This window comes from Streptomyces fradiae ATCC 10745 = DSM 40063 (assembly GCF_008704425.1).
Taxonomy (GTDB): domain Bacteria; phylum Actinomycetota; class Actinomycetes; order Streptomycetales; family Streptomycetaceae; genus Streptomyces; species Streptomyces fradiae.
This window is the reverse complement of record NZ_CP023696.1, coordinates 662,191-684,761: the sequence shown is the minus strand read 5'-3', so window position 1 is coordinate 684,761 and position 22,571 is coordinate 662,191. Positions and strand designations below refer to the sequence as shown.

General features: G+C 74.3%; 12 protein-coding genes and 2 pseudogenes. 11 read left to right on the top strand and 3 right to left on the bottom strand.

Translation table 11 applies throughout. The features are described 5' to 3' along the window. Window positions 1-1,198 precede the first annotated feature (1,198 nt). Window positions 1,199-4,075, top strand: a complete 2,877-nt coding sequence (locus CP974_RS02910) for a LuxR C-terminal-related transcriptional regulator (protein ID WP_223844341.1) — start codon at window positions 1,199-1,201, stop codon at window positions 4,073-4,075. Between the two features lie 519 nt (window positions 4,076-4,594). Here CP974_RS02910 and CP974_RS02905 read toward each other — a convergent pair. Then, entirely contained in the window at window positions 4,595-5,821 is a 1,227-nt protein-coding gene (locus tag CP974_RS02905) for a cytochrome P450 (protein WP_223844340.1), read from the bottom strand. After that, window positions 5,818-7,128 (bottom strand): glycosyltransferase, encoded by a 1,311-nt coding sequence (locus tag CP974_RS02900; RefSeq protein WP_031128186.1) that lies wholly within the window; start codon window positions 7,126-7,128, stop codon window positions 5,818-5,820. The genes CP974_RS02905 and CP974_RS02900 overlap by 4 nt, the downstream gene beginning before the upstream one ends. A gap of 354 nt (window positions 7,129-7,482) precedes the next feature. Here CP974_RS02900 and CP974_RS02895 point away from each other — a divergent pair, with 354 nt between their 5' ends. From CP974_RS02895 to CP974_RS02845, 10 genes and pseudogenes are all read left to right on the top strand, one after another. Beyond that, a complete protein-coding gene (locus CP974_RS02895; protein WP_031128187.1) occupies window positions 7,483-8,997 on the top strand; it encodes a flavin monoamine oxidase family protein in 1,515 nt (504 codons plus the stop codon). Next, the gene (locus CP974_RS02890) at window positions 8,994-12,425 is read left to right on the top strand and encodes a ferritin-like domain-containing protein (protein WP_031128189.1); all 3,432 of its coding nucleotides are present in this window, start codon (window positions 8,994-8,996) and stop codon (window positions 12,423-12,425) included. The genes CP974_RS02895 and CP974_RS02890 overlap by 4 nt, the downstream gene beginning before the upstream one ends. Window positions 12,426-12,659: 234 nt before the next feature. Further along, complete coding sequence (locus tag CP974_RS02885; protein WP_031128190.1) at window positions 12,660-13,916, top strand: cytochrome P450; 1,257 nt, start codon at window positions 12,660-12,662, stop codon at window positions 13,914-13,916. 61 nt (window positions 13,917-13,977) lie between these two features. Beyond that, window positions 13,978-14,802 (top strand): SAM-dependent methyltransferase, encoded by an 825-nt coding sequence (locus CP974_RS02880; protein WP_031128192.1) that lies wholly within the window; start codon window positions 13,978-13,980, stop codon window positions 14,800-14,802. Between the two features lie 211 nt (window positions 14,803-15,013). Continuing rightward, complete coding sequence (locus CP974_RS02875; RefSeq protein WP_051838847.1) at window positions 15,014-15,898, top strand: SAM-dependent methyltransferase; 885 nt, start codon at window positions 15,014-15,016, stop codon at window positions 15,896-15,898. A 94-nt stretch (window positions 15,899-15,992) separates the two neighbouring features. After that, window positions 15,993-17,630, top strand: a complete 1,638-nt coding sequence (locus CP974_RS02870) for an FAD-dependent monooxygenase (protein ID WP_031128194.1) — start codon at window positions 15,993-15,995, stop codon at window positions 17,628-17,630. 415 nt (window positions 17,631-18,045) lie between these two features. Further along, window positions 18,046-18,516, top strand: a pseudogene (locus tag CP974_RS30920) (recombinase family protein); the annotation flags it as partial. 38 nt (window positions 18,517-18,554) lie between these two features. Beyond that, window positions 18,555-18,945, top strand: a pseudogene (locus tag CP974_RS02855) (DNA methyltransferase); the annotation flags it as partial. Window positions 18,946-19,023: 78 nt separating this feature from the next. Continuing rightward, window positions 19,024-19,524, top strand: coding sequence for a very short patch repair endonuclease (locus tag CP974_RS02850; RefSeq protein ID WP_031128236.1), 501 nt, complete (start codon window positions 19,024-19,026; stop codon window positions 19,522-19,524). A gap of 152 nt (window positions 19,525-19,676) precedes the next feature. After that, complete coding sequence (locus CP974_RS02845) at window positions 19,677-21,686, top strand: GmrSD restriction endonuclease domain-containing protein (protein ID WP_140160764.1); 2,010 nt, start codon at window positions 19,677-19,679, stop codon at window positions 21,684-21,686. A gap of 53 nt (window positions 21,687-21,739) precedes the next feature. Here the strand turns inward: CP974_RS02845 and CP974_RS02840 are convergent, their stop codons facing one another. Continuing rightward, window positions 21,740-22,555, bottom strand: coding sequence for a protein NO VEIN domain-containing protein (locus CP974_RS02840; RefSeq protein ID WP_031128198.1), 816 nt, complete (start codon window positions 22,553-22,555; stop codon window positions 21,740-21,742). Window positions 22,556-22,571 lie beyond the last annotated feature (16 nt).

Here is a 22,571-nt window from a genome sequence, read left to right as displayed (position 1 = left end):
GCGAGCGTCCGCACGGTGCACGTCCGCACGGTGCACGTACGTACGGCGAGTGCCCGTACGGCGAGTGCCCGTACGGCGAGTGGCACGGCGAGCGCCCGCACGGCGAGCGCCTGAATGGCGAGCGTCCCGCACGCTGAATGCCCGCACGATGCGCGTCCTTGCGGCCAGCGTCCGTACGGTGCACGTCCGCACGACGCGGTGCGGCGGGAGCGCGGTCACGGTTCACGGGCTGGGCGCCCGTGGGCCGGCCTCCCGTACGTGTGGGGCTCCGGGTGTGCGCCGGGCGGCGGAGCCCCGCGTCCGCGAGTGGGACGGCCGCTCGTGTCGGCCCCCGCTTCCGGTCGCGGGGGCCGCCCGCCGGGAGCCGTTCTGCGGCGCGCCCGGTCGGGTGCCGCCCTGCGGCCTGCCCTCGTCCGCCCCGTCCGCCCGTGGCGCGCCTCCGCACAGGTCCGCTCCTCCGCCGACGCGGCCCTCGGCCCGCCCGCCGTCCGGATGCCGCTCGTCCGGGAGCCCCCCTTCGGCCTGTCTCGGTTCACCCCTGGACCCGACAGCCCGCTACCGGTCCGCCTCCGAGTCGAGGCCCTCGACCGTCGACAGCCGCCCGTCCGGGCCGGGCCCGCCGTCCGGGCCGGGCCCGCCTCCCGTGGAGAAGAGCCGGAGGGGTGTCTGTGCCAGGGGACCCAGGGAGCCCCTTCCCGTCAGTGCCCGTCCCTCCCCGCCTGGGCCCTCGGCCGGGCCGAACCCCGGCCGGGAGCCGCGTTTCGCGGGCTCGCCCGGGGGCCGGACCGCGCGTGGGACCCCTACAGGGGCCGCGCCCCCCGCGGATGACGGGTGGTCAATCGGCGCGAGCGGGCCCAGGCGGACACTCGGGGACATCGGCGAGCAATGTGATCCATCTGACTTTTGCGCCACCGAACCCCCACTCCTTTGAGAGCGTTCTCACGGAATAGAGGACGGAGATGTTCCGGGAAAGGCCGTCCGTACGGTTCGCCGCGACCGGGAGCCGTGCGGCCGGCCGGTCCTCCGCACCGCCCGGGGCCTGTGCGGTGCAGCCCGTGCGGGCCGCCGGGGCGGTGCGGACGTCTCCGTCCCGCCGTCGTCGCCTACCTGGAGCGTCATGGGTCCCAACACACGACCGTCGCCGCGAGTACGCGGCCGGGATCGGCAACTGGCACAGATCAGCGCGAGCCTCCACAGTGTGGCGAGCACCCGCCGGAGCAGGGTGCTGCTGGTGGAGGCACCACCGGGCGCGGGCAAGACCCGCCTCCTCGGGGAGGCCGGCGTCATGGCCGCGGAGAACGGCTTCGAGGTCGTCGGCGGGCTTCCTGGCGCTCCCGTCCCCGTCCCTGCCCCCGCCCCCGCCCCTGCCCCCCACTCCGCCCGCGTCCCCGGCACGGCGGTCCCGCCGCCCGCCGGCACCCGGACGCGTGCCCGCTCCCGCCGGTCCGGCGCCACCGCCGACGGCCCCCGCCCCCACCCGCTCGCCCCGGCCGCCGGCGGCTGCCCTCCCGTCCCCTGCCCCGCCTCCGCGGTGGACGCGGTACGGGCGCGGCTGCGCGACACCCCCGAGCACGTGCGCACCACCGTCGCACTCGACGACCTGCACCTGGCCGACCTCCCGGCCCTCACGGCGCTGTGCGAACTGATCACGACCCTCGCGGGGCGCCCCGTCCTGTGGCTGCTCGCCTTCGCCCCGGACCGGGACACCTCGCCCTACGAGTCGGTCGCGGCCTGCCTCGCCAAGCTCCGGGGCCGGGTGCCCGTGGAACCGGTGCCGGAGCTGGGCCCGCTCCGGGGCGACGCCCTGGGGCAGCTGGTCGCCGACTGGACCGGAGCCGACCCCGACCCGGCGCTCCTCGCCCTGGCGGAGAGCGTCAACCGCACGCCGCGAGCGGTGATCGAGCTGGTGCGGGGGCTCGTGGAGGACGGCGACTTATCCGTCGTCGACGGCACCTCACGGTTACAGCCCCATCCGTCCGGCGCGGCTCCGGGGGCCGGCGGGTGTCTGCCCACGCCGGTGCCGAAACGCTTCTCCACGCTGGTCCAGCGGGACTTGCGGGCGCTCTCCGAACCCACCATGAGAGCGCTGCGACTCGCGGCGGTGCTCGGGTCGCCGTTCGCGCCCGAAGACCTCTCGGCCATGCTCGGCGAGGCACCCGTCAGCCTGCTGGCGGCGGTCGACGAGGCGGTCGACCGGGGGCTCCTCGTCTGCGGCGAGCGCGACCTGGCGTTCCGCAGCGAACCGATCTGGCGCGTACTGCTCGACTCCGTACCGCCGCCGGTCCGCGCGCTCCTGCGCCGGCAGGCGGCCGAGATGCTGCTGTCCCGCCCCGACGGCGTCGCCCGCGCGGCACTCCAGCTGGTGCACATCGCCCGGCCCGGCGACACACAGGCCCTGCGCACCATCGCCGAGGGCGCCCGGCGGCTCCTGGCCAGCGAGCCGTCCACCGCGGCGGCCCTGGCGACCCGCTGCATGGAACTCCTGGCCCCCGGACACAGCGACCGCCTCCGCCTGGCGAAGACGGCCGTCGAGGCGTTCACGAGGGCGGGCGACCTGGACCGGGCGATCACCCTCGCCGTGGACGCGATCGACGAGACCACCGCACGCGCGAAGGCGCTGCCCCCCGCGCTCGCCGGGGACGTCGCGGCGCTGCGGGCGTCGATGTCGGCGGCGCTGCTGTTCCTGGGGGACACCGAGACGGCGCGCCGCGCCGCCCGGGACGCGCTCGCGGCGCAGGCCGAAGGACTCCAGCTCCGCGAGGCCGTCATCACCGACCTGGCCGCCTCCTGCCTGACCGGCGACGGCACCGCGGCCGAACGGGTACGGGGGATACTCGGCGCGCCCGACCACCACCCCCGTGCCGTACGGGTCGGCGCCCTGACCTTCCACGCGTTCGGCCAGTGGCGCGACGGCCGGGTGGGCGACGCGGTGCGGACGCTGCGGGAGGCCGTCGCCCTGGAGGACGGGACCGGCGGGCCCCGGCTCATCGACCCGCGGTGGTTCCTCGCCTTCGCCCTGACCAGGACCGACGACCACGAGGAGGCGGAGGCGGTCATCGAGCGGTCCGCCCGGGCGGCGGCCTGCGAGACGAGGACCCTGACCACCACCATCCCCGACGTGCTGCGGGCGCCGCTGCACATCGCGCGGGGGCGCCTCGACGAGGCGGAGGCCGCCGCGCTGGCCGGGGTGGGCGCGGACGGCCCGCACCTGCCGATGCTCGCCCCGCAGGCATGGCTGGTGCTGGCCCTGGTGGCGCTCCGTCAGGGAAGGCTCGCCCAGGCGGAGGATCACCTCAGAACCCTGGAGAAGGACTTCCCGCAGCACGCCTCCCGCCCCTGGTGGGCGGCGCGCCTCCTGCTCCACGCGCAGCTGACCGAGGCCCAGGCGGGGAGCGGGGCGGCGGCGGACGTACTGGCGGAGACGGGAGCGCACGACGGCGCGCTGCGCGAACTCCTGCTGGAGGACCCGGCGGCCGCCGCGTGGTCCGTGCGCTGCGGGCTCGCGGCGGGCAGGCCGGAGATCGTCCGCGCGGTGGTCGAGACGGCGGAGCTGCTGTGCGCGCGCAACCCGGACGTCCCCGCGGTGCTCGCCGCCGCCGCGCACGCCCGCGCCCTCGCCGAGGGCGACGCCGAGGCCCTGGCCGATGCGGGCCGGACGCACCGGAACCCCTGGGCCCGGGCGGCCGCGGCTGAGGACCACGCCATGCTCCTGCTCGGTCGCGGCGACCGGGGCGAGCGGGGCGACCGCGAGGCCGCGATCGGGGAGCTGGACCGGGCGATGAACGCGTACGGGGCGCTCGGGGGCGAGCGGGACGCCGCGCGGGTGCGGGCCCGGCTGCGCGAGCTCGGTGTGCGGCGCCGCCACTGGACGCAGGCCAAACGTCCGCACTCCGGGTGGGAGAGCCTGACCAAGACGGAGCGCAAGGTGGCGGACCTGGTGGCCGGCGGCCTCACCAACCAGCAGGCCGCACGCCACCTGTTCATCTCCCCGCACACGGTCGGGTTCCACCTGCGGCAGATCTACCGCAAGCTGGGCATCCAGTCCCGCACGGCGCTGATACGGCTCAAGGCGTAGGCGCCGGCCGCGCGGGCCGCCCGGTGGACAGTCGCCGAGGAGGAACCCGGTCGCGCGCGTTCCCGCCGTCGCGGTGAGACGGCGGGCCGCGCGACCGGACGGCGACGGACGACAGGGCGGTGGCGTGCGACAGGGCGGCGATGGGCGACAGGGCGGTGGCGGGCGACCGGACGGCGACGGGCGACCGGGCGGTGGCGGGCGACCGGAGGACCGGACGGTGACGGGGCGCCCTCCCGCGGGGGCGAGCACGGGCGGGGTCCGTGCCCGTGCCCGCCCCCGCGGGCGGCCCCGGCCGAACGTCTCGGCCGGGGCGCACACGGGCGGGCCGAATCCCCGCGAGTGCGGAGACGCCCGGTCACCGGCGGCGGGCGGGGCCCACGGGCGCGGCCGCCCGCCCGCCGCCGGACGGGGGCCGCGCGGGAGGGACCGGTCGGGGCCGCGCCTCCGCACGACCGGTGCCCGGGAGCCGCCGGGCCCCGCCACCGCCGCGCCCGCCCCCCGCCGTCGTCGGCGGGCGGCTCAGGCCAGTACCGCCGGCAGCACGCTCAGCCGCCGGATCATCCACTCGGACTCCCACTCCACGGCCGTGCCGGCCGAGAGACGCGCCTCCGGGAACCGGCGCAGGAACTCGCCCAGCGCGATCTGCGCCTCCAGCCGGACCAGCGGCGCGCCGATGCAGTAGTGCATCCCGAGGCCGAAGGAGAGGTGGCCCTGCCCCTTCCGCTCCGCGTCGAAGCTGTCGGCCCCCTCGCCCGGCCGCCGGTTCGCCGCTGTGATGCTGACCTGCACCGGGGCGCCCTTGGGGATCAGGTAGCCGCCCAGCTCGACGTCCTCGGTGGGGAAGCGCCACGTCGGGTGGGGGAACGGCGGGTGCACCCGCAGGGTCTCCTCGACCCACTCCTTGATCTCCTCCTCGGTGCGGGGCCGCTCCTCCGGCGGACGGCGCAGCGCCTCGTACAGCGAGGCGGAGATCAGGCTCCCGGTCGTCTCGTAACCGGTGATGATCATGCCCAGGGTCCAGACGACGACCTCGCCCTCGGTGACCGCCGCGTCCGGCCCCTCGGAAGAGGCCAGCAGCCCCGTGATCACCCCGTCGCGCAGCGGCGCCGGGTCGCGCACCCAGCCCTCGACCGCGCCGAAGAGCGCGCCGACCGCCTCCTTGCGCGCCGGGTAGTCGGACGAGTAGAGCATGACGTCCGTGATGCCGCGCAGCTGCCGTTCGGCCTCCGGGGGCAGGCCGAGCATCTCGGAGATGAACGCCAGCGGAATGCGGTGGGTGTAGTCCGTCACGATGTTGACCTCGCCGGACTCCGCGGAGCGGGACCGCTCCAGCTCGTCCAGGAACCCCTCCACCTTGGCGCTGACCCGCTCGCCCCACCGCTCCGTGTTGCGGGGGCTCAGGACGGGGGCGTGGATGCGCCGGATCCGCGCGTGGTTCTCCCCGTCACTCATGATCATGGCGCGGGCGTACTCCGGGGGCGGCTGCGACCCCACCATCAGGCCCGGCTTGCGCATCCACTCGGGGACCAGGGTGATGTCCTTGAGCAGCGCGGGGTGCGTCAGAGCGGCGCGCACCAGCTCCGGGTCGCACACCACGTACGCGTGGTGCTCGAGGTAGGGGATGCGGACGACCGGCGCCACCCGCGCGGCGGCCAGCAGCTGCGGCATGCAGTCGAAGGGGCCCGGGTCCACGGGCATGGTGGTCTCGGGGGCCTCTTTCCAGCCGCTCTTCGTCGTGACGTTCACCGCGTGACACCTCCGGTGGGAATCTGGCCTCGGTGTTCGGCCAGGGACTCGATGAGTTCGGCCGCCCGTCGGGGGGCGTCGCGGCTCCTGTGCTCCTCGGCCAGCTCCTGGGCCCGCCGCCGGTAGCGCTCGTCGTTCAGTACGGTGCTCACCGCGTCGCGCAGGCCGGCCTCCGTCAGGGCCCGCCGCGGGAGGACGACACCGGCCCCGCACCACCCGACCCGCGCGGCCACGTCGGGCTTCTCCTCCGAGCCCGGCGCGACGACCAGCGGCACGCCCTGGGCGAGGGCCGCGTTGACGCCGTTGTAGCCGCCGTTCGTCACCATCACGTCGACGTGCGGCAGCAGATGGTGGTAGGGCACGTACCGCTCCAGCCGGACGTTGTCCGGAAGCGGGTGGAGGCGGTCGACGTCCAGGGCGCTGCCGGTGGTGACCACCACCAGGACGTCCCGGTCGGCCAGGGCCCGGACGGCGGGGGCCAGCAGCCCGTCGACGTCGTTGGCGGTGGTGCCCTGGGTGACGAGCACCACGGGCCGGCCCCCGGTGAGCTCCCCCCACCAGGAGGGCTCGTCGAACCGCTCCGGGGGGAGCCCGAGGAGCCCGCCCACGAAGTGGGTGCCCGGGTGCAGGTCGCCGCGCGGGAACTCGAACGAGGGCACGGTGCCCATCAGGTACAGCGCCGGCGGGCGGGCGATGTTCTCCATGGCGCCCGTCCGCAGCCGCGCCAGGTTCACCCGCGCCCGCGTCCGGTCGGCCTCCCGGCGCAGGTCCCGCATCACCACGTGGTCCCCGGCGAAGCGGAGCAGCGCGTTGCGCAGCCGCCCGAGCGCCGACGTGGCCGGCAGCAGCCCCCGTCCGAGCGGGCCGGTGTCCCGGCTGCCCAGGATGTAGACCGAGTTGGCCAGCCAGGCCAGCGGGATGCCGGTGCGTTCGGCGGCGAAGCAGGCGCCGTAGCACATGTCGTCGGCCAGGACGCAGTCGGCGGGGAACCGCTCCAGCACCGCCAGCAGGTCCTCCATCTGCCCCGGTGCCGTGCGGTAGAAGATGTCGCGGACACCGGCCTTGAAGCCGGCGATCCCGGTCAGTCCCGCGTGGTGGGGGTACGCCTCCTCGCGGCTCCTGCCGCCGAAGTCGAGCTCCTCGCGCATCGGCTCGAAGCGCGCCCCGGTCTGCTCGACCCGCTCCTGGAACGCGCGACCCGTGTACCACCGCACCTCGTGGCCGCGGCGGGTCAGTTCGCGTGCCACCTCCAGCACGCCGACGACGTGTCCGGGTGCCGGGGTGGTCGCGATCAGTACACGTGTCAACGTCGCCTCCGTCGTCGGTCCGGTCGCACCGTGCTCACCGGTGGCACCGGGCGCCCCACGGGCCCGGCCGGCCACGCACGTCAGCATCACACCGGCAAGGGCCGGGGAAACGGGACCCCGTCGAATACCGCGCACACGCGCAGGGTGGCGGCGCCGCCCCGCCCCGCCGGGTGCGTCCCGGCCCCCGCGGAACCGCCCGTACGGGCCCCCGCCGGGGGATACGGGCGCGCCGCCACCGCGCAACCATGGCCGCAAGAGCAGTCCCCGGCATGGCCTTCCCCGGAAGCGGGAAAGGCGCCGGCGTCCCTCGACGGCATGCTCCCGGCCTCGGACATCGCGTACTGGAGGAGACCCATGACGGCACCCTGGCAGGAGACCGACGTGTCGGACGGCGCCGGCGACGGCCCGAAGAAGGTCACCGTCATCGGTGCCGGCATCGCCGGCCTGGTGGCCGCCTACGAGCTGGAACGCCTCGGACACCACGTCGAGGTCGTCGAGGCGAGCGGGGAGATCGGCGGCCGCATCCACACCCACCGCTTCCCCGGCGCCGGCCCGACCGGCCCGTTCGCCGAGCTCGGCGCGATGCGGATACCCGCCGGGCACCGTCTCACCATGCACTACATCGCCGAACTCGGCCTGCAGAACCAGGTGCGCGAGTTCCGCACCCTGTTCTCCGACGACGCCGCCTACCTGCCCAGCGCCGACGGGTACCTGCGGGTGCGCGACGCGCACGGCGCCCTCGTGCGCGAGTTCGCCGCCGCGCTGCCGGACCGGGGCTACCGCGACAACACCCTGCTGTTCGGCGCGTGGCTGGACGCGAGCATCAGGGCCATCGCGCCGCGCCGGTTCTACGACGGGCTCCACGACGAGATCGGCGTGGAACTGCTGAACCTCGTCGACCACATCGACCTGGCACCCTACCGGTGCGGGGCCTCGGGGAACCGGATGGACCTGCACCGCTTCTTCGCCGACCACCCCCAGGTCCGCTCCTTCTGCCCGCCCCGCCTGGAACGCTTCCTCGACGACGTGCTGGACGAGACCAGCTCCTCCATCGTGCGGCTGCGCGGCGGCATGGACGCGCTGCCCCGGCGGCTCGCCTCCCGCATCCGCGGCACGATCGCGACCGGCCGGGAGGTGGTGGGCATCGACGTGCGGGACGACGCGGTGCTCCTGAGCATCCGGCAGGGCGCCAGGACGTACACCAGGTCCTGCGACTACGTGGTGTGCACCATCCCCTTCACCGTGCTGCGCAGGATGCGGCTGACCGGCTTCGACCAGGAGAAGCTGGACATCGTCCACCAGACGAAGTACTGGGCGGCGACGAAGATCGCCTTACTGTGCCGCGAGCCCTTCTGGGAGAAGGACGGGATCAGCGGGGGAGCCTCCTTCACCGGCGGGCACGTGCGGCAGACCTACTACCCGCCCGCCGAGGGCGATCCGGCCCTCGGGGCGGTGCTCCTGGCGAGCTACACCATCGGGCCGGACGCCGACGCGCTGGGCCGGCTGGGCGAGGCGGATCGCAACGCGCTCGTCCTCGCGGAGCTGAGCGAGATGCACCCCGAACTGCGCAGGCCCGGCATGGTCCGGGACGTGGCGGGGCTCGCCTGGGGCGAGCGCCCCTGGTCGTGGGGGGCGGCCACGGTCCGCTGGGGACAGGAGGCCGCGCTGCGCGAGGCGGAGCGGCGGGAGGCCGCCCGCCCGCAGAAGGGGCTGTTCTTCGCGGGCGAGCACTGCTCGTCCAAACCCGCGTGGATCGAGGGCGCGATCGAGTCCGCCATCGACGCCGCCCACGAGATCGAGTGGTACGAGCCGCGCGCCAGCCGCGTGTTCGCCACCGCCCGGCCGAGCCGCTCGGACCGGTCCGCATGAGCGTCTTCGACCTGCCCCGGCTGCACTTCCGCGGCACGGCGACGACCCACCTGCCCACCGGCCCGCGCGGCGGTCTCGTCGACCTGGCCACGAACACGGCGCTCACCGGCGACGGCCGGCCCTTCCCGCCGCACCGCCCGCCCGGCGAGTACCACGACCACCTGGAGCGCCTGGGACCGCGCCACGACCACGAGGGCAGGCCCTCGCCCGACGGCCCCTTCAGCGCGGCCAAGGGCGGGCACTTCTCCGGCAGCGGGCACTTCTCCGTCGACGCGCGGATCACCGGCGCCGAGACCCGGGCGGGCGGCGGCGTCGTCGTCGCCGACCCGTCGGTCGGGCGCGCCGTCGACCTGTGGGGGCACTACAACGAGTACCTCGGCACCACCGTCAACCGGGCCCGGGTCTTCGACGTCGACCCGGCCTCCGCCTGGACCACCACGCTCATGGTCGGTCAGTTCGCCTTCGGCCGCGACGGGCGCTCCCACGACACCGGGTACATGGCCACCGGCGCCGTCACCGGCTTCCAGCCCCCCAGGTGGCACGACTTCGGCCACGAGGGCCGGGCCGGTCGCACCGACGGCACCGGCGAGCGTGGGCCGGCCGGCCGGCTGCCCCGCTCCGTCGTCCACCAGTTCGTGGTGCCCGCGGACGGCGGGCTGACCTGGCTCGACGAGGCGGACGTCTCACCGGTCGCGCGGCGCCTGCGGGACGAGGCGCAGGCCGAGGGCGCCGGGGGCCTGGTGGTCCAGTTCGCGCTCAGCCACCGGTCCGCGCCGCAGGTGCCCGACCGGCCGAGCCGGTGGCTGCTGCGCGGCACGATCGCCCTGTGGCGCCCGCACGAGCCGCGCACCCACCCGGCGGGACGGCTGCTCGTCCCCGAACGCCGCACGCCCGGCCGGGCGGCCCCCGGCCGCCTGCACAACCTCTCGGTCGAGGTGACCGACACCCACGTCACCCTCAACACCGTCACCGCGCTGCCCACCCGGAACCACCCGGACCCCGGCACCCCGGCCGACGCCGGCCCGAACCCCGGCACCCCGGACCCCACCCCGGCCGACGGAACCCCGGCCGACGGCACCCCGGACTGGACCCGCACCCGCCCCCCGGCGCCCGAGGACCTCGGCGACCTCGAACTGCGCACCGGCAGCGGCCGGCTGGTGGCCCGCGTCCCCCGGCAGGCGTACCTCGGCGAGGAGTACGCCCTGACCGGCGGCGTCGTCACCGTCCCCAGCGAGCTGCCCGCGGCCGACGCCGCCGCCGAGCCGCTCCTCCTGGCGGGCGGCGGCCCCGGCGGTCCCGTGGTGCACCTGCGCGAGAGGGAGGTCGACGTCCAGGTCGACGACGCGAGCCTCATCCTGGAACACCCGAGGGACCCGGACGACGCCGACCACGACGTCGAGGTGGCCGTGCGCTCCTGGGTGCGGGGCCGTCCTGCGCCCGTGCGGGGGATCGCCGTACGCCAGTTCTTCAACCCGCGGGCCCTGCCGCTCGACCCGGTGGCGCGCGACCCGCGGGCGCGGTGCTCCGACGTGCGCGTCGTGCGGATGCGCCCGGGCCGCCGCGACACCTCCGGGCCGTGGGCGGACGGCTGCGTGCTGGACACGGACGAGGCGGGCCGCGGCTGGCTCACCCTGCGCGGCGCCGCCCCCGGCACCGCCCGCGTCCTGCTCTCCCCGGACCCCGCCGACCTGCCGTCCGACCCCGGCCTGCCCGGCTCGGCCGCCCGCTGCCACGACGACGGCGACGCCCTCGGCTACTGGTCCGGCGCCGGCCACCTGTCGCTGCGGGTCCTGCCCGACGACTGGCGGCTGGCCGGCATCGACGGCGACGAGGTGACCTTCGACCTGGTGTACCGGGAGGTCTTCGCCTACTACGAGCACCTGTACTCCTTCATGAAGGCCGAGGTCTTCAGCCTCGCCGACCGGTGCAAGGTGGAGACGTACGCGAAGCTCATCTGGCAGATGTGCGACCCGCGCAACAAGGCGAAGACGTACTACATGCCGCCGACGCGCGACCTGTCGGAGCCCAAGGCCCGGCTCCTGCTGGCCTTCCTGCGGGCCCGGCAGAAGCCGGACGGCGTCCTGCTGACGCAGCCGGCGGCCGTTCCGCGCCGCCGGGAGACCACCACCCGCGGCGGCCTCCTGTCCCTGCTGCGCGACGCCGCGGCCATCGAGCTGGCCGTCATGCTCCAGTACCTGTACGCCGCCTACTCCGTCCCCACCCACGGCGCCGGCCTCGCCTACGTGCGCCGGGGCCTGTGGACGCCCGCGCAGCTCAGGCTCGCCTGCGGCGACGGCGGCGAGACCCTCGACGAGGGCGTCCGCAGCATGCTGCTGGGCATCGCGCGCGAGGAGATGATCCACTTCCTCCTCGTCAACAACATCATCACCGCCCTGGGCGAGCCCTTCCACGTGCCCCGCGTCGACTTCGGCACGGTCAACCGGGAACTGCCGGTGCCGCTCGACTTCTGCCTGGAGCGGCTGGGGCCCGGCAGCGTCGACCGGTTCATCCAGATCGAACGGCCCGAGGACCTGGTGGGCGAGGTGCGCCGGGAGGGCACGCCGGCACCCGTCGCCGTCCGCGACGACCGGCACCCCTACGCCTCGCTCAGCGAGCTGTACGCGGACATCCGCGAGGGCCTGCAGCGCGTGCCGGACCTGTTCCTGGTGGACAGGGGCAGGGGAGGCGGGGAACACCACCTGTTCCTGCGGGAGTCGGTCAACCGGCACCACCCCGACTACCAGCTGGAGGTGGACGACCTGCCCAGCGCGCTGTTCGCGATCGACGTCATCGCGGAGCAGGGCGAGGGAGGGGTGCTCGCCCCGCGCCCGGACGCCGGCGCCGGTGTCCGCGCGGGCTCGCGCGAGGGCGTCCGCGAGCACTCCCACTACGCCTCCTTCCTGCGGATCTCCGACCTGCTGCACGGCGACCCGGCCGTACGGAGCCGTCCGGGCGGCGAGCGGTGGAACCCGGCGTACCCGGTGGTGCGCAACCCCACCCTCGGGCACGGCAACCCGGTCATGGAGACGGTCACCGACCCGGACGCCCGCTCGGTCATGGAGCTGTTCAACCAGTCGTACTTCATGGCACTGCAGCTGATGGCCCAGCACTTCGGCGAGCGGCCCGACGCGAGCCTGCGGCGGTCCGACCTCATGAACGCGGCGATCGACATGATGACGGGCCTGATGCGCCCCCTGGCGGAACTGCTGGTCACCCTTCCCTCGGGGCGCCGGGGCACGACCGCCGGACCCTCCTTCGAACTGGCGGAGCAGCCCGCTCCGGTGGCCCGCCCCGACGTGGCGAGGCGGGGCATCGCCCTGCGCCTCGACCACCTCGCGGCGGCCTGCGCCAAGCACCCGCTGGTGCCCGCGCGGGTGGGGGAGATGAGCGCCTTCTGGGCCGACCACTTCCGGCCGCCGCGCCACTGAGCCCGCCGCGCCGCCGAGCCGTCGTACCACTCGGCCCGCCGCACCGCCGCACCGCCGCACCGCCGCACCGCTCGGGCCCTCGCCGCTCGTACCGCTCGTACCGCTCGGGCCGACCGGCCACCGTGCCGACGGGCCCCGCGGCGCCCCGCCCCCGCCGGCGCCCCGCCGGAGGGGCACCCGGCCGTCCCACCCCAGGGGCCCGGCCACGCCACACCGCCGACAGGAGGAGACCGCATGCCATCCGCGACGCTGCCGCGGTTCGCGCTCACGGGCTGGGACGCCGAGGACATCGCCGACCCCTACCCGGTGTACCGGCGCTACCGCGAGGCCGCGCCCGTGCACCGCGGCGAGTCGCCCGCGGGCGCGCCCGCCACCTTCTACGCCTTCTCCTACGAGGAGGCCGCCCGGGTCCTGACCGGCCGGGGCTTCGGCAGGGACGCCCGCGTCGCGTCCGGCGACCCCGCGGCGGCGCCCGTCCCCGTACCGGCCGAGCACCGCGCCCTGCGGGCCGTCGTGGAGAACTGGCTCGTGTTCATGGACCCGCCCCGCCACACCGAGCTGCGCTCCCTGCTCGGCGCGGAGTTCTCCCCGGCGGTCGTCGACCGGCTGCGGCCCCGCGTCGAGCGGCTCGCCGGGGACCTCCTCCAGCGGCTCGCGGGACGCCGGGAGGCCGACCTCGTCGAAGGCTTCGCCGCCCCGCTCCCCCTCCTCGTCATCTCCGAGCTGCTGGGCGTCCCGCGGGAGCACCAGGGCTGGCTGCGCGCCAACGCGATGGCCCTCCAGGAGGCCGGCAGCACCCGCACGCGCGGCGGGGCGGGCCGCTACGCGCGGGCCGAGGCGGCCGCCGCCGAGTTCACCCGCTACTTCCGGCAGGAGGTGCGCGGGCGGCGCGGCGGCGACGGCGGCGACCTGCTCACCCTCCTCGTCCGGGCCCGCGACGGCGGCGCGCCGCTGACCGAGGACGGCATCGTGGGCACCTGCGTCCACCTGCTCTCCGCCGGACACGAGACGACCACCAACTTCCTCTCCAAGGCGGTGCTGGCACTGCGGGCCCACCCGGAGGTGCTCGACGCGCTGCGCGGCGCCCCCGGCCCGGCGCCCGGGGCCGTCGAGGAACTGCTGCGCTACGACGGGCCGGTGCAGGCGGTGACCCGGTGGGCGTACGAGGACACCCGCCTCGGCGGCCTCGACGTACCGCGCGGCAGCCGGGTCGTCGCCCTGCTGGGCTCGGCGAACCGGGACCCCGCGCGCTTCCCGGACCCCGACGTCCTGGACGTGGGCCGGCCCGCCGACCGGCACCTGGGGTTCGGGCTCGGCATCCACTACTGCCTCGGGGCGGCCCTGGCCCGCGCCGAGGCCGAGATCGGGCTGCGGACGCTGCTGGACGGGCTGCCCGGCCTGGGCCTCGGCGGCCAGCGGGTCGACTACGCCGACGACATGGTCTTCCACGGGCCGCTGCGCCTCGTCCTCGACCTGTCCGGGCGCCCGTGACCCCGGCGGCACCCCGGCCCCGCGCGCCCCGCGCGACCACCCGTACGAAGGGAAGGCACCGATGACACAGCAGCCCGCCACGACCCCCGACTCCGTCGAGCAGACCTACGACGTGTTCGCCGACGCCGGCGCCACGGACGCGCTGGGCGGCAACATCCACGTGGGCTACTGGGACGGCGACCCCGGCGTCCCGATCGCCGAGGCCACCGACCGCCTCACCGACCTCGTCGCCCAGCGGCTCGCACTCCGCCCCGGTCTGCGGCTGCTCGACGTGGGGTGCGGCAACGGCCTGCCCGCCGTGCGCATCGCAGGGCGGCACGACGTCGAGGTCACCGGCATCACCGTCAGCCGCCGGCAGCTCGCCACCGCGGAGAAGGAGGCGGCGGCCCACGGCGCCGGCCGGGTCTCCTTCCGGTACGCGGACGCCGTGGACCTCCCCTTCGAGGACGGCTCCTTCGACGGGGCCTTCGCGATCGAGTCGCTGCTGCACATCCCCGACCAGACCGCCGCCCTGGCGGAGCTGCGCCGCGTGGTCCGCCCCGGCGGCCTCCTCGTCGTCGCGGACCTGTGCCGGCGCCGCCCGTTCACCGGCGCCGACGCGGCCCTGCTCGACGGGATGCTCGGCGTGTACGAGATCGCCGGCGTCAACACCCCCGAAGAGCACCGCGCACGACTGGCGGAGGCGGGCTGGCGGCTGACGGACATGACGGACATCGGTGAGCGGGTCCGCCCCAGCTACGGGCACGCCGCCGCCGCCTTCCGGGGGCTCGCCGCCTCGTTGGACGCCGCGGCGGCGGAGCGGATGGGCGAGGCGGCCGACCTCATGGAGGCGTTCGGCCGCCACCCGGACGCCGGCTACGTCCTGATGACCGCCCGCCGCCCCTGACCGCCGCCGCCCCGATCCTGACCGCCCGCCGATCCGGCCCCGCACCGACGGGACCCGGACGCGACCGCCCCCGGACGCGACCGCCTCCGGGCGCGGCCCGACCCGGCGCCGCGCAGCGACGGCCGCCCGCCGGCCCGCCGCCCCCACTCGTACCACCCACCCCTCGTACCACCCACCCCTCGTCCCGCACCCGAGACCGAAAGGCCCCGCCATGACCGACGCCACCCAGACCCAGCCCCAGCCCCCCGCCCAGACCCAGACCCAGACCCAGACCCAGCCCGTTCCGGGAGCCGTCGGCGAGCTGTACGACAGGCTCACGCTGAGCGCCATGAACGACGGCACCTTCAACCCCAACGTCCACATCGGCTACTGGGACACCCCGGACTCCAAGGCCACCATCGAGGAGGCGATGGACCGGCTGACCGACGTGTTCATCGACTGGCTGAAGGCGGACGGCTCCTCCCACGTCCTCGACCTCGGCTGCGGGGTGGGCGGCCCCGGCCTGCGGGTCGTGCGCCAGACCGGCGCGCGCGTCACCGGCATCAGCATCAGCGAGGAGCAGATCAAGACCGCCAACCGGCTGGCGGCCGAGGCGGGCCTCGCCGACCGGGCCGTCTTCCAGCACGGCGACGCGATGGAACTCCCCTTCGCCGACGGCTCGTTCGACGCCGTCATGGCCCTGGAGTCGATCTGCCACATGCCGGACCGTCAGCACGTGCTCACCGACGTGGCGCGGGTGCTCGCCCCCGGCGGGCGGCTGGTCCTGACCGACGTGTTCGAGCGCCACCCGCGCAAGGAGCCGCGCCACCCGGGCATCGACAAGTTCTGCCGCGACCTCATGTCGACCACGGCCGACATCGACGACTACGTCGCGCTGCTCCACCGCTCCGGCCTGCGGCTGCGCGCCATCCTCGACATCACGGAGCAGACCACCCTGCGCCTCGCCGACGAACTGGCGAAGGTGGCGGACGTCGAGGACCGCCCCGCGGCCATGAACGAGGGGAACTTCGACTTCACCGACGACGCGTTCCGCCCGTCCGACCTGGCGGGCGTCGACGACTTCGGCTGCGTGCTGGTCGTCGCCGAACGGCCGTGAGCCGCCGGGCGCGCCGGGCCCCCGGCGCGCCCGCCCGCCGCCCGGCCGGCGGGCGAACCTCCGGGACGGGCCGAAGAGGAGAGGCAAGGGAGACATGACACGTTCCGCCGAGTGGACCGACGTACTGATCGTGGGCGGCGGCCCGGTCGGGCTGGCGCTCGCCCTCGACCTGGCGTACCGCGGGATCGACTGCACGGTCGCCGAGGCCGGCGACGGGACGGTCCGGCATCCCAAGGTCAGCACGATCGGCCCCCGGTCGATGGAGCTGCTGCGCCGCTGGGGGGTGGCCGACGCCGTCCGCGGCGCCGGATGGCCGTCCGACCACCCCCTGGACATCGCCTGGGTCACCAGGGTCGGCGGTCACGAGATCCACCGCTACCGCCGGGGCACGGCCGGAAGCCGGCCGGCCTTCGCGCACACCCCCGAGCCCGACCAGATGTGCCCGGCGCACTGGCTGAACCCGGTGCTGACGCGCGCCGTGGGCGTGCACCCCGACGGCCCGCTGCGGCTCCGCACGACCGTCGAGCGCGTGCGGCAGGCCGACGACCACGTGGAGGCCGCCCTCACCGACCACTCCACCGGCACCACCCGCACCCTGCGGGCCCGGTACGTGGTGGCCTGCGACGGCGCCGCGTCCCCCGTCCGGCGGGCCTGCGGCATCGACGCGCCGGCGCGCCACCGCACGCAGGTCTTCCGCAACATCCTCTTCCGCGCCCCCGAGCTGAGGGAGCGCCTCGGCGACCGCGCCGCCCTCGTCCACTTCCTGATGCTCTCCGCCACACTGCGCTTCCCCCTGCGCGCGCTGAACGGCACCGACCTGTACAACCTGGTCGTGGGCGTCGAGGACGAGGCCGCCGGGCGCGCCGACGCGGCCGCCCTGGTCCGCGAGGCCCTGGCGTTCGACACCCCGGTGGAGCTGCTGGGCGACGGGGAGTGGCGCCTCACCCACCGCGTGGCCGACCGCTACCGCGCCGGGCGGGTCTTCCTCGCCGGGGACGCCGCGCACACCCTCTCGCCGTCCGGGGGCTTCGGGCTCAACACCGGGATCGGCGACGCCGCCGACCTGGGCTGGAAGCTCGCCGCGGCGCTGGACGGCTGGGCGGGGCGCCACCTGCTCGACACGTACGAGACCGAGCGCCGGCCGATCGCCGTGGAGAGCCTGGAGGAGGCCAACCGCAACCTGCGGCGGACCATGAGCCGCCGGCTGCCGCCCGGCATCGCAGCGGACGGCCCCGAGGGCGAGCGCGCCCGCGCGGAGGTGGCGCGGCGGCTGGAGGAGAGCGGGGCGTGGCGGGAGTTCGACGCCCCGGAGATCCACTTCGGGCTGGGCTACCGATCCCCGGCGATCGTCGAGGACCCGGCGGCGCCCGCCCGCCCGGGGAAGCCGGACGCGCGGTGGCGCCCCGGCAGCGACCCCGGTTACCGGGCCGCGCACGCCTGGTGGGACGCCACCACCTCCACGCTGGACCTGTTCGGGCGCGGATACGTGCTGCTGTGCTTCGCCGAGGACGGCGAACCGGCGGTCGTCGAGCGCGCGTTCGCCGAGCGCGGGGTGCCGCTGACCGTGCGGAGCGGGGGAGCGGAGGAGGTCGCCAAGCTCTACGAGCGGTCCTTCGTGCTGGTCCGTCCGGACGGCCACGTGGCGTGGCGGGGCGACGCCCTGCCCCGCGACGCGGGGGCCCTCGCCGACATCGTGCGGGGGGAGCGGACCCAGCCCGTGCGAGACCTCTGACACGGCGTCCGTACGGTGCGCCTGGCCCCGCGCCGACCGCCCCGGCGGCGGGGCCGGGGCCGCGCCCACCGGGGCGACGAACCGCGACGGTCGCCGGCCTTCCGGCCGGGGCCCCGGCGCGCTACGCGGGCATGGAGGGGCCGTCGAACGGCAGCAGCTCCGGCCGCTTCGCCGGCCGGCCGTCACCGGAAGGTGCGACACCCGCCCAGGTTCCCTGCACGTAAGGTGGAGGGCGCGTACGGCAAGGGGGCGGCGCAATCCGAGCACCAAGGAGCCCCCCCCGATGGCCGTCAAGCCTCTCATAGACCTCTACCTGCGCAAGAGCAAGAACTAGCGGGAGGACGACCACCGCCGAGAGCAGTCCACCGACACGCAGGAGGCCTCCGGGCGTCGCTGGGCCGACCGCAACGGCTACACCGTCCGTCACGTGTGGGTGGACCTGGCCTCCGGCTACAAGGCGGACGCCAAGCGTCCCGACTTCGACAAGGCGCTGGCAGCGCTACGGAACCGTGACACCTCGGCACTGTGGTGCTACATGGTGGACCGGTTCTCTCGCCAGGGCGCCCGTGCCGTCCTCGACGTGATCGACCCGGCAGACGGCACCGAGCACAGCCGCCTGATCTTCGAGTACGACAACCTCGACTCCGCGAACGAGAGGGACAAGCTCGGGCCGGCGTCGATGCCCTCCTTGCTGAGGTTGCCGCCGGCAGGATTGATGCCGGAGGCGACACCGTCGGCGCCCACGCCGGGAACCTGGCTCGGTCCCTGGGGAGCGGGGGTTCCGGTCCCGAGCGACCGCCGCCTCGTTAGGCCCGGCCGGAATCCACGGCTAACCTCCGGCACAACCCCGCCAGAGACGAGCGCCGTTGCGCGCTGTCCGGCATAGGTTCCACGACCCTCCCCCCCGAAGAGAGGCCCTCCCCCATGAGCTACACGCTGCACCGAGGCGACGCCCTGACCGTCCTGAAGTCCCTCCCGGACGAGAGCGTCAACGCCGTGCTCACCGACCCGCCGTACAACTCCGGCGGCCGTACGAGCTCGGAACGCACCGGACGCACCGCGCGCGCCAAGTACGTCACCAGTAACTCGGCGCACGACCTCGCCCGACTTCCCCGGTGAGAACCGCGACCAGCGCTCGTACCGCTCTTGGCTGACCGAACTGCTCACCGAGGCGTACCGGGCCTCCACCGAGCACGCGGTCGCCATGGTCTTCACCGACTGGCGCCAGGAACCGACCACGACCGACGCCCTGCAGATGGCCGGCTGGACCTGGAGCGGCACCCTTCCGTGGATCAAGCCCGCCAGCCGCCCCCGGCCGGTTCGTGGCCGTGTGCGTCAGCTGCAGCTTCAGGCCGGATTCTCGAGGGCTGGGGAACAGCAGCCATATACTCGTATGGCGATGAACGAGCTGCCTCAAGAGCCGACCGCTGGCGATTGGACCCCTCCGGAGGGGTCGTGGGCGTCCTCTGCCGCGAACCGCCGCAGCATGCTCGGAAACCGGAACCGGGATACAGCGCCAGAGCGTGCGCTGCGCTCCCTCGTCCACGCGGCCGGGCTTCGCTACCGGGTCGCGGCCAAGCCGCTTCCGGGGATGCGCCGGACGGCCGACCTCGTCTTCCGCCCGACCCGGGTCGCGGTCTTCGTCGACGGCTGCTTCTGGCACGGCTGCCCCGAGCACTTCGTACCGCCGAAGACGAACCCCGACTACTGGCGCGAGAAGATCGGGAGGAACGTGCAGCGCGATAGGGACACGGACGCGCGCCTCGCGGAAGCCGGCTGGCTTGTCCTGAGGTTCTGGGAACATGAGTCCCCGGAAGCGAGTTCTGCGGTCGTCTGCGCTGCGGTGGAGTCGCGTCGCCGCAAGGCGGCGGTGAGGGCAGAACCGGAGACGTAGCGCTGAGGTCGGCGCGGGGGTGTGCCGAGTTCAACGGCCCGGGCGCGTACTTGCTCCTGCCTCGTCTACCGTATCGGTCAGCGCAGTGGTAATTGTGCTGGTCCGGGCTGAAAGCGGCCTGATCCAGAACAGTAGGGGTGGGGCAGCAGGGCATGGCAGTCGAACGTACGAACCGGGACATCAGGACGCTCATCAGCCAGATCGCTGGCGGGGAGATCATGCTCCCGGAGATCCAGCGCGGCTATGTCTGGAAGGCGTCGCAAGTCGCGAAGCTTGTGGAGTCGATGTACCTCGGATACCCGGCAGGGACACTCCTGCTGTGGAAGACGGACGAGGGAGCCGAAACCCGCGCTGCGGCGATCGGGGCCGGGCAGGGGCTTCCCGGCGTTATGCCGCTATACCTCCTCGACGGCCAGCAGCGGCTCACTTCGCTGTACCGCGTCTTCAACGACCACCCGACAGCGCAGGTCGTCTTCAACATCGAGACGGAGGCGTTCCAGAACCAGAGCAATGCCACGCTCAGGAGCCCGAAGTGGATCAAGGTCTACGACGTCGTCGGGCCGGAAGCTGATTCGTTCGCGCTCCAGATGCAGCTTCGTTCGGCAGGGCTGTCGATCGACGGCGCAGAGATCGGGCGCCGCCTCAAGGCGCTCGAAGCGATCTCGCAGCGCGACTTCCATATGGAGGTCCTCCAGGGCTTCAGCTATGAAGAGGTCACCCAGATCTTCGTGCGGGTCAACAGCGGCGGCCGTCCGCTGAAGACGACCGATCTGGCGATGGCGACGCTCTCCGCTCGCTCACCGGGGTTCCTCAGGGAGCTCGAGGAGGAGTCGGCCCGGTGGGCAGAGCGCGGCTACCGGGCTGTCGACGTCAACTTCCTCATCAAGGCGATCACGCTCAGCCTGTCCATCTCGGGCAAGCGGACCTCGTCTGTCTCCAGGCTGACCACTGCCAGTCCGGAGTCCGTCCGGGAAGGCTGGGAGCGTGTGCGCCGAGGGCTTGAGCGCGTCGTTCCGCTGCTCTGTGAGCAGTTGCTCGTTCCGACCACGGCGCTCATCCCGTCCGTCACTGCCCTGCATCCGCTGATCGTCTTCTACGGGCGCCTGCCGGAAGGCGCCCGCGTCGATGCTGAGGTGGAGAAGGGGCTGCTGTACTGGTTCCTGGCCGCGAGCGGGAGCAACCGCTACGGCGGTGCGACCGACAGTGCACTGACCCAGGACGTCAATGCCCTCGACTCGGACGAGCCTGTCCGCGCCCTCCTCGCCAACCTGCGCTTGGAGGAGAAGGGCTTCAGCGTGACCGCCCGGGACCTGTCCGGGCGCAACATCCAGAGCCCGTACATCATGCTCTCCTACCTGGCTGCCGCCCACTCCGGGGCAGAGGACTGGTGGGCCGGCGGGCCGATCTCCATCGTTTCCGAGGGAACGGACAAGCTGCAGTACAGCATGCTGCACCCGGCCGCGCAGCTGCGGAACCACCGCAACAAGTACTCGTCTGCGGAGATCAACGAACTGGCGAACATCGTCTTCGTCTCGCAGCAGACGGCCAAGAACATGATCGGCAATCGGGCTCCTGCCGAGTACATCAAGGAAGTACAGGCCGACGACCTGGCTGCCCACGCTGTCCCGACCGATGCCAAGGTCCTCGAAGCCGACGGGTTCCGGGAGTTCCTTGTCGCCCGGCGCATGCTCCTCGCGGGGCGGATCTCCGCTCTCCTCGATCGTTTCCGCCCGGCCTTCATCGATGCGGGAAGCGCCGGTGGCGCGCGGCCTGAGGCACCCCGCAAGTCCCTCGTACTCACGGGGTACACCGCGGGAAGCCGCACTCTGCTGGTCGCCGAGATGCAGGTCGGGGCGCGGCACTGGGCAGGACGCATCGACACGGCTGAACTGGATGCCGCACTCGATGCGGCTGCCAGCGGTCTCGACAGCGATGTCACGGTGGCCGGGGAGACGGCGCCGATGAAGGTCGACGAGGACGGTGTGACCCTGCTGGTCGGCCCCTTCAGGCTCCGCGGGACGGCGGACCAGTGGCGGACAGTGCTGAAGGACGCCTTCTCCGACGCCCTGCCCGCAGCGGACTGCCCTGAGGCGGAGCCGCTGGCGTGGGATGGAGAGGTCGAAGAGTTCCTCCTTGCGGACGTCGGTACCCAGGGGGTGTAAGGCCGTCCTATCTGAGGGCGGGAGCGCCGATGCTGAGCTTGGTGCTCCCGCCCTCAGCTGTTCTGCCCCGGTAGGAGCAGCCCGGCTGCTCCCGGCCTGAGCAAAGGGGCCAGCCGCGGGATGCCGGAGACGAGGGCGGTCGGCGGAACGTCGAGTCGGCATTCCTCCCAGCGTCCGTAGGGACCCTTGTCCTGCGGTACCTGGGGACTGATCCATTCCGCAGAGACGGAAGCGATCGCGGTCACATCAAGGTCTCGGGTGAGCTGGACGAATACGAGCTGCCATGCCGGATCGCGGCGCATCGTCCCGTACTCGTGCCGGGACAGGTAGAAGGTGGTCCTTCCGCGCCGCACTGTGCTCTTCGCTTCGATGTGCAGCGGGTGCTGCCGTGAATGCACAGCGATGTCGTACCCGAAGCCGTCGGAGTGCGCAGCGACGTGCTCGACCCGGGCATCCGTAGCCTCAGCGATGAGGCGGACGAGAGCCGACTCGCCGGCGCTGCCGATGAGCGCTCGCGCCTCCGTGTCCACCTTGCCCCAGACCGCACTGACCTGCTCGTAGGCATCCCTCTCGGGGATGCCCAGTGCCTCTGCGGCGCGTAGGGCGTCGTCCGGGAGCTCCTCCGGGCCGCGTACGAGGACGTCCGCGTCCGGGAGCCAGGCCGTGCCGCTGGAAGCGAGCGCGGCGCGGAAGACGCGCTCGCTCACCGCGGTCCTGTCGTGCAGGTCCAGGAGCAGGCCGTTCTCCCCGAGCCACGAGTACGCCGCCTCGTACTGCGTGGGAGTCAGATCGCTGAAATCGGCATGGTGGGTGAAGAAGGCGCGGCACCGTGCGGCGCTGGAGTCCGGAAGCAGCTCCAGCCACCGCACAGCGGCACGCAGGACA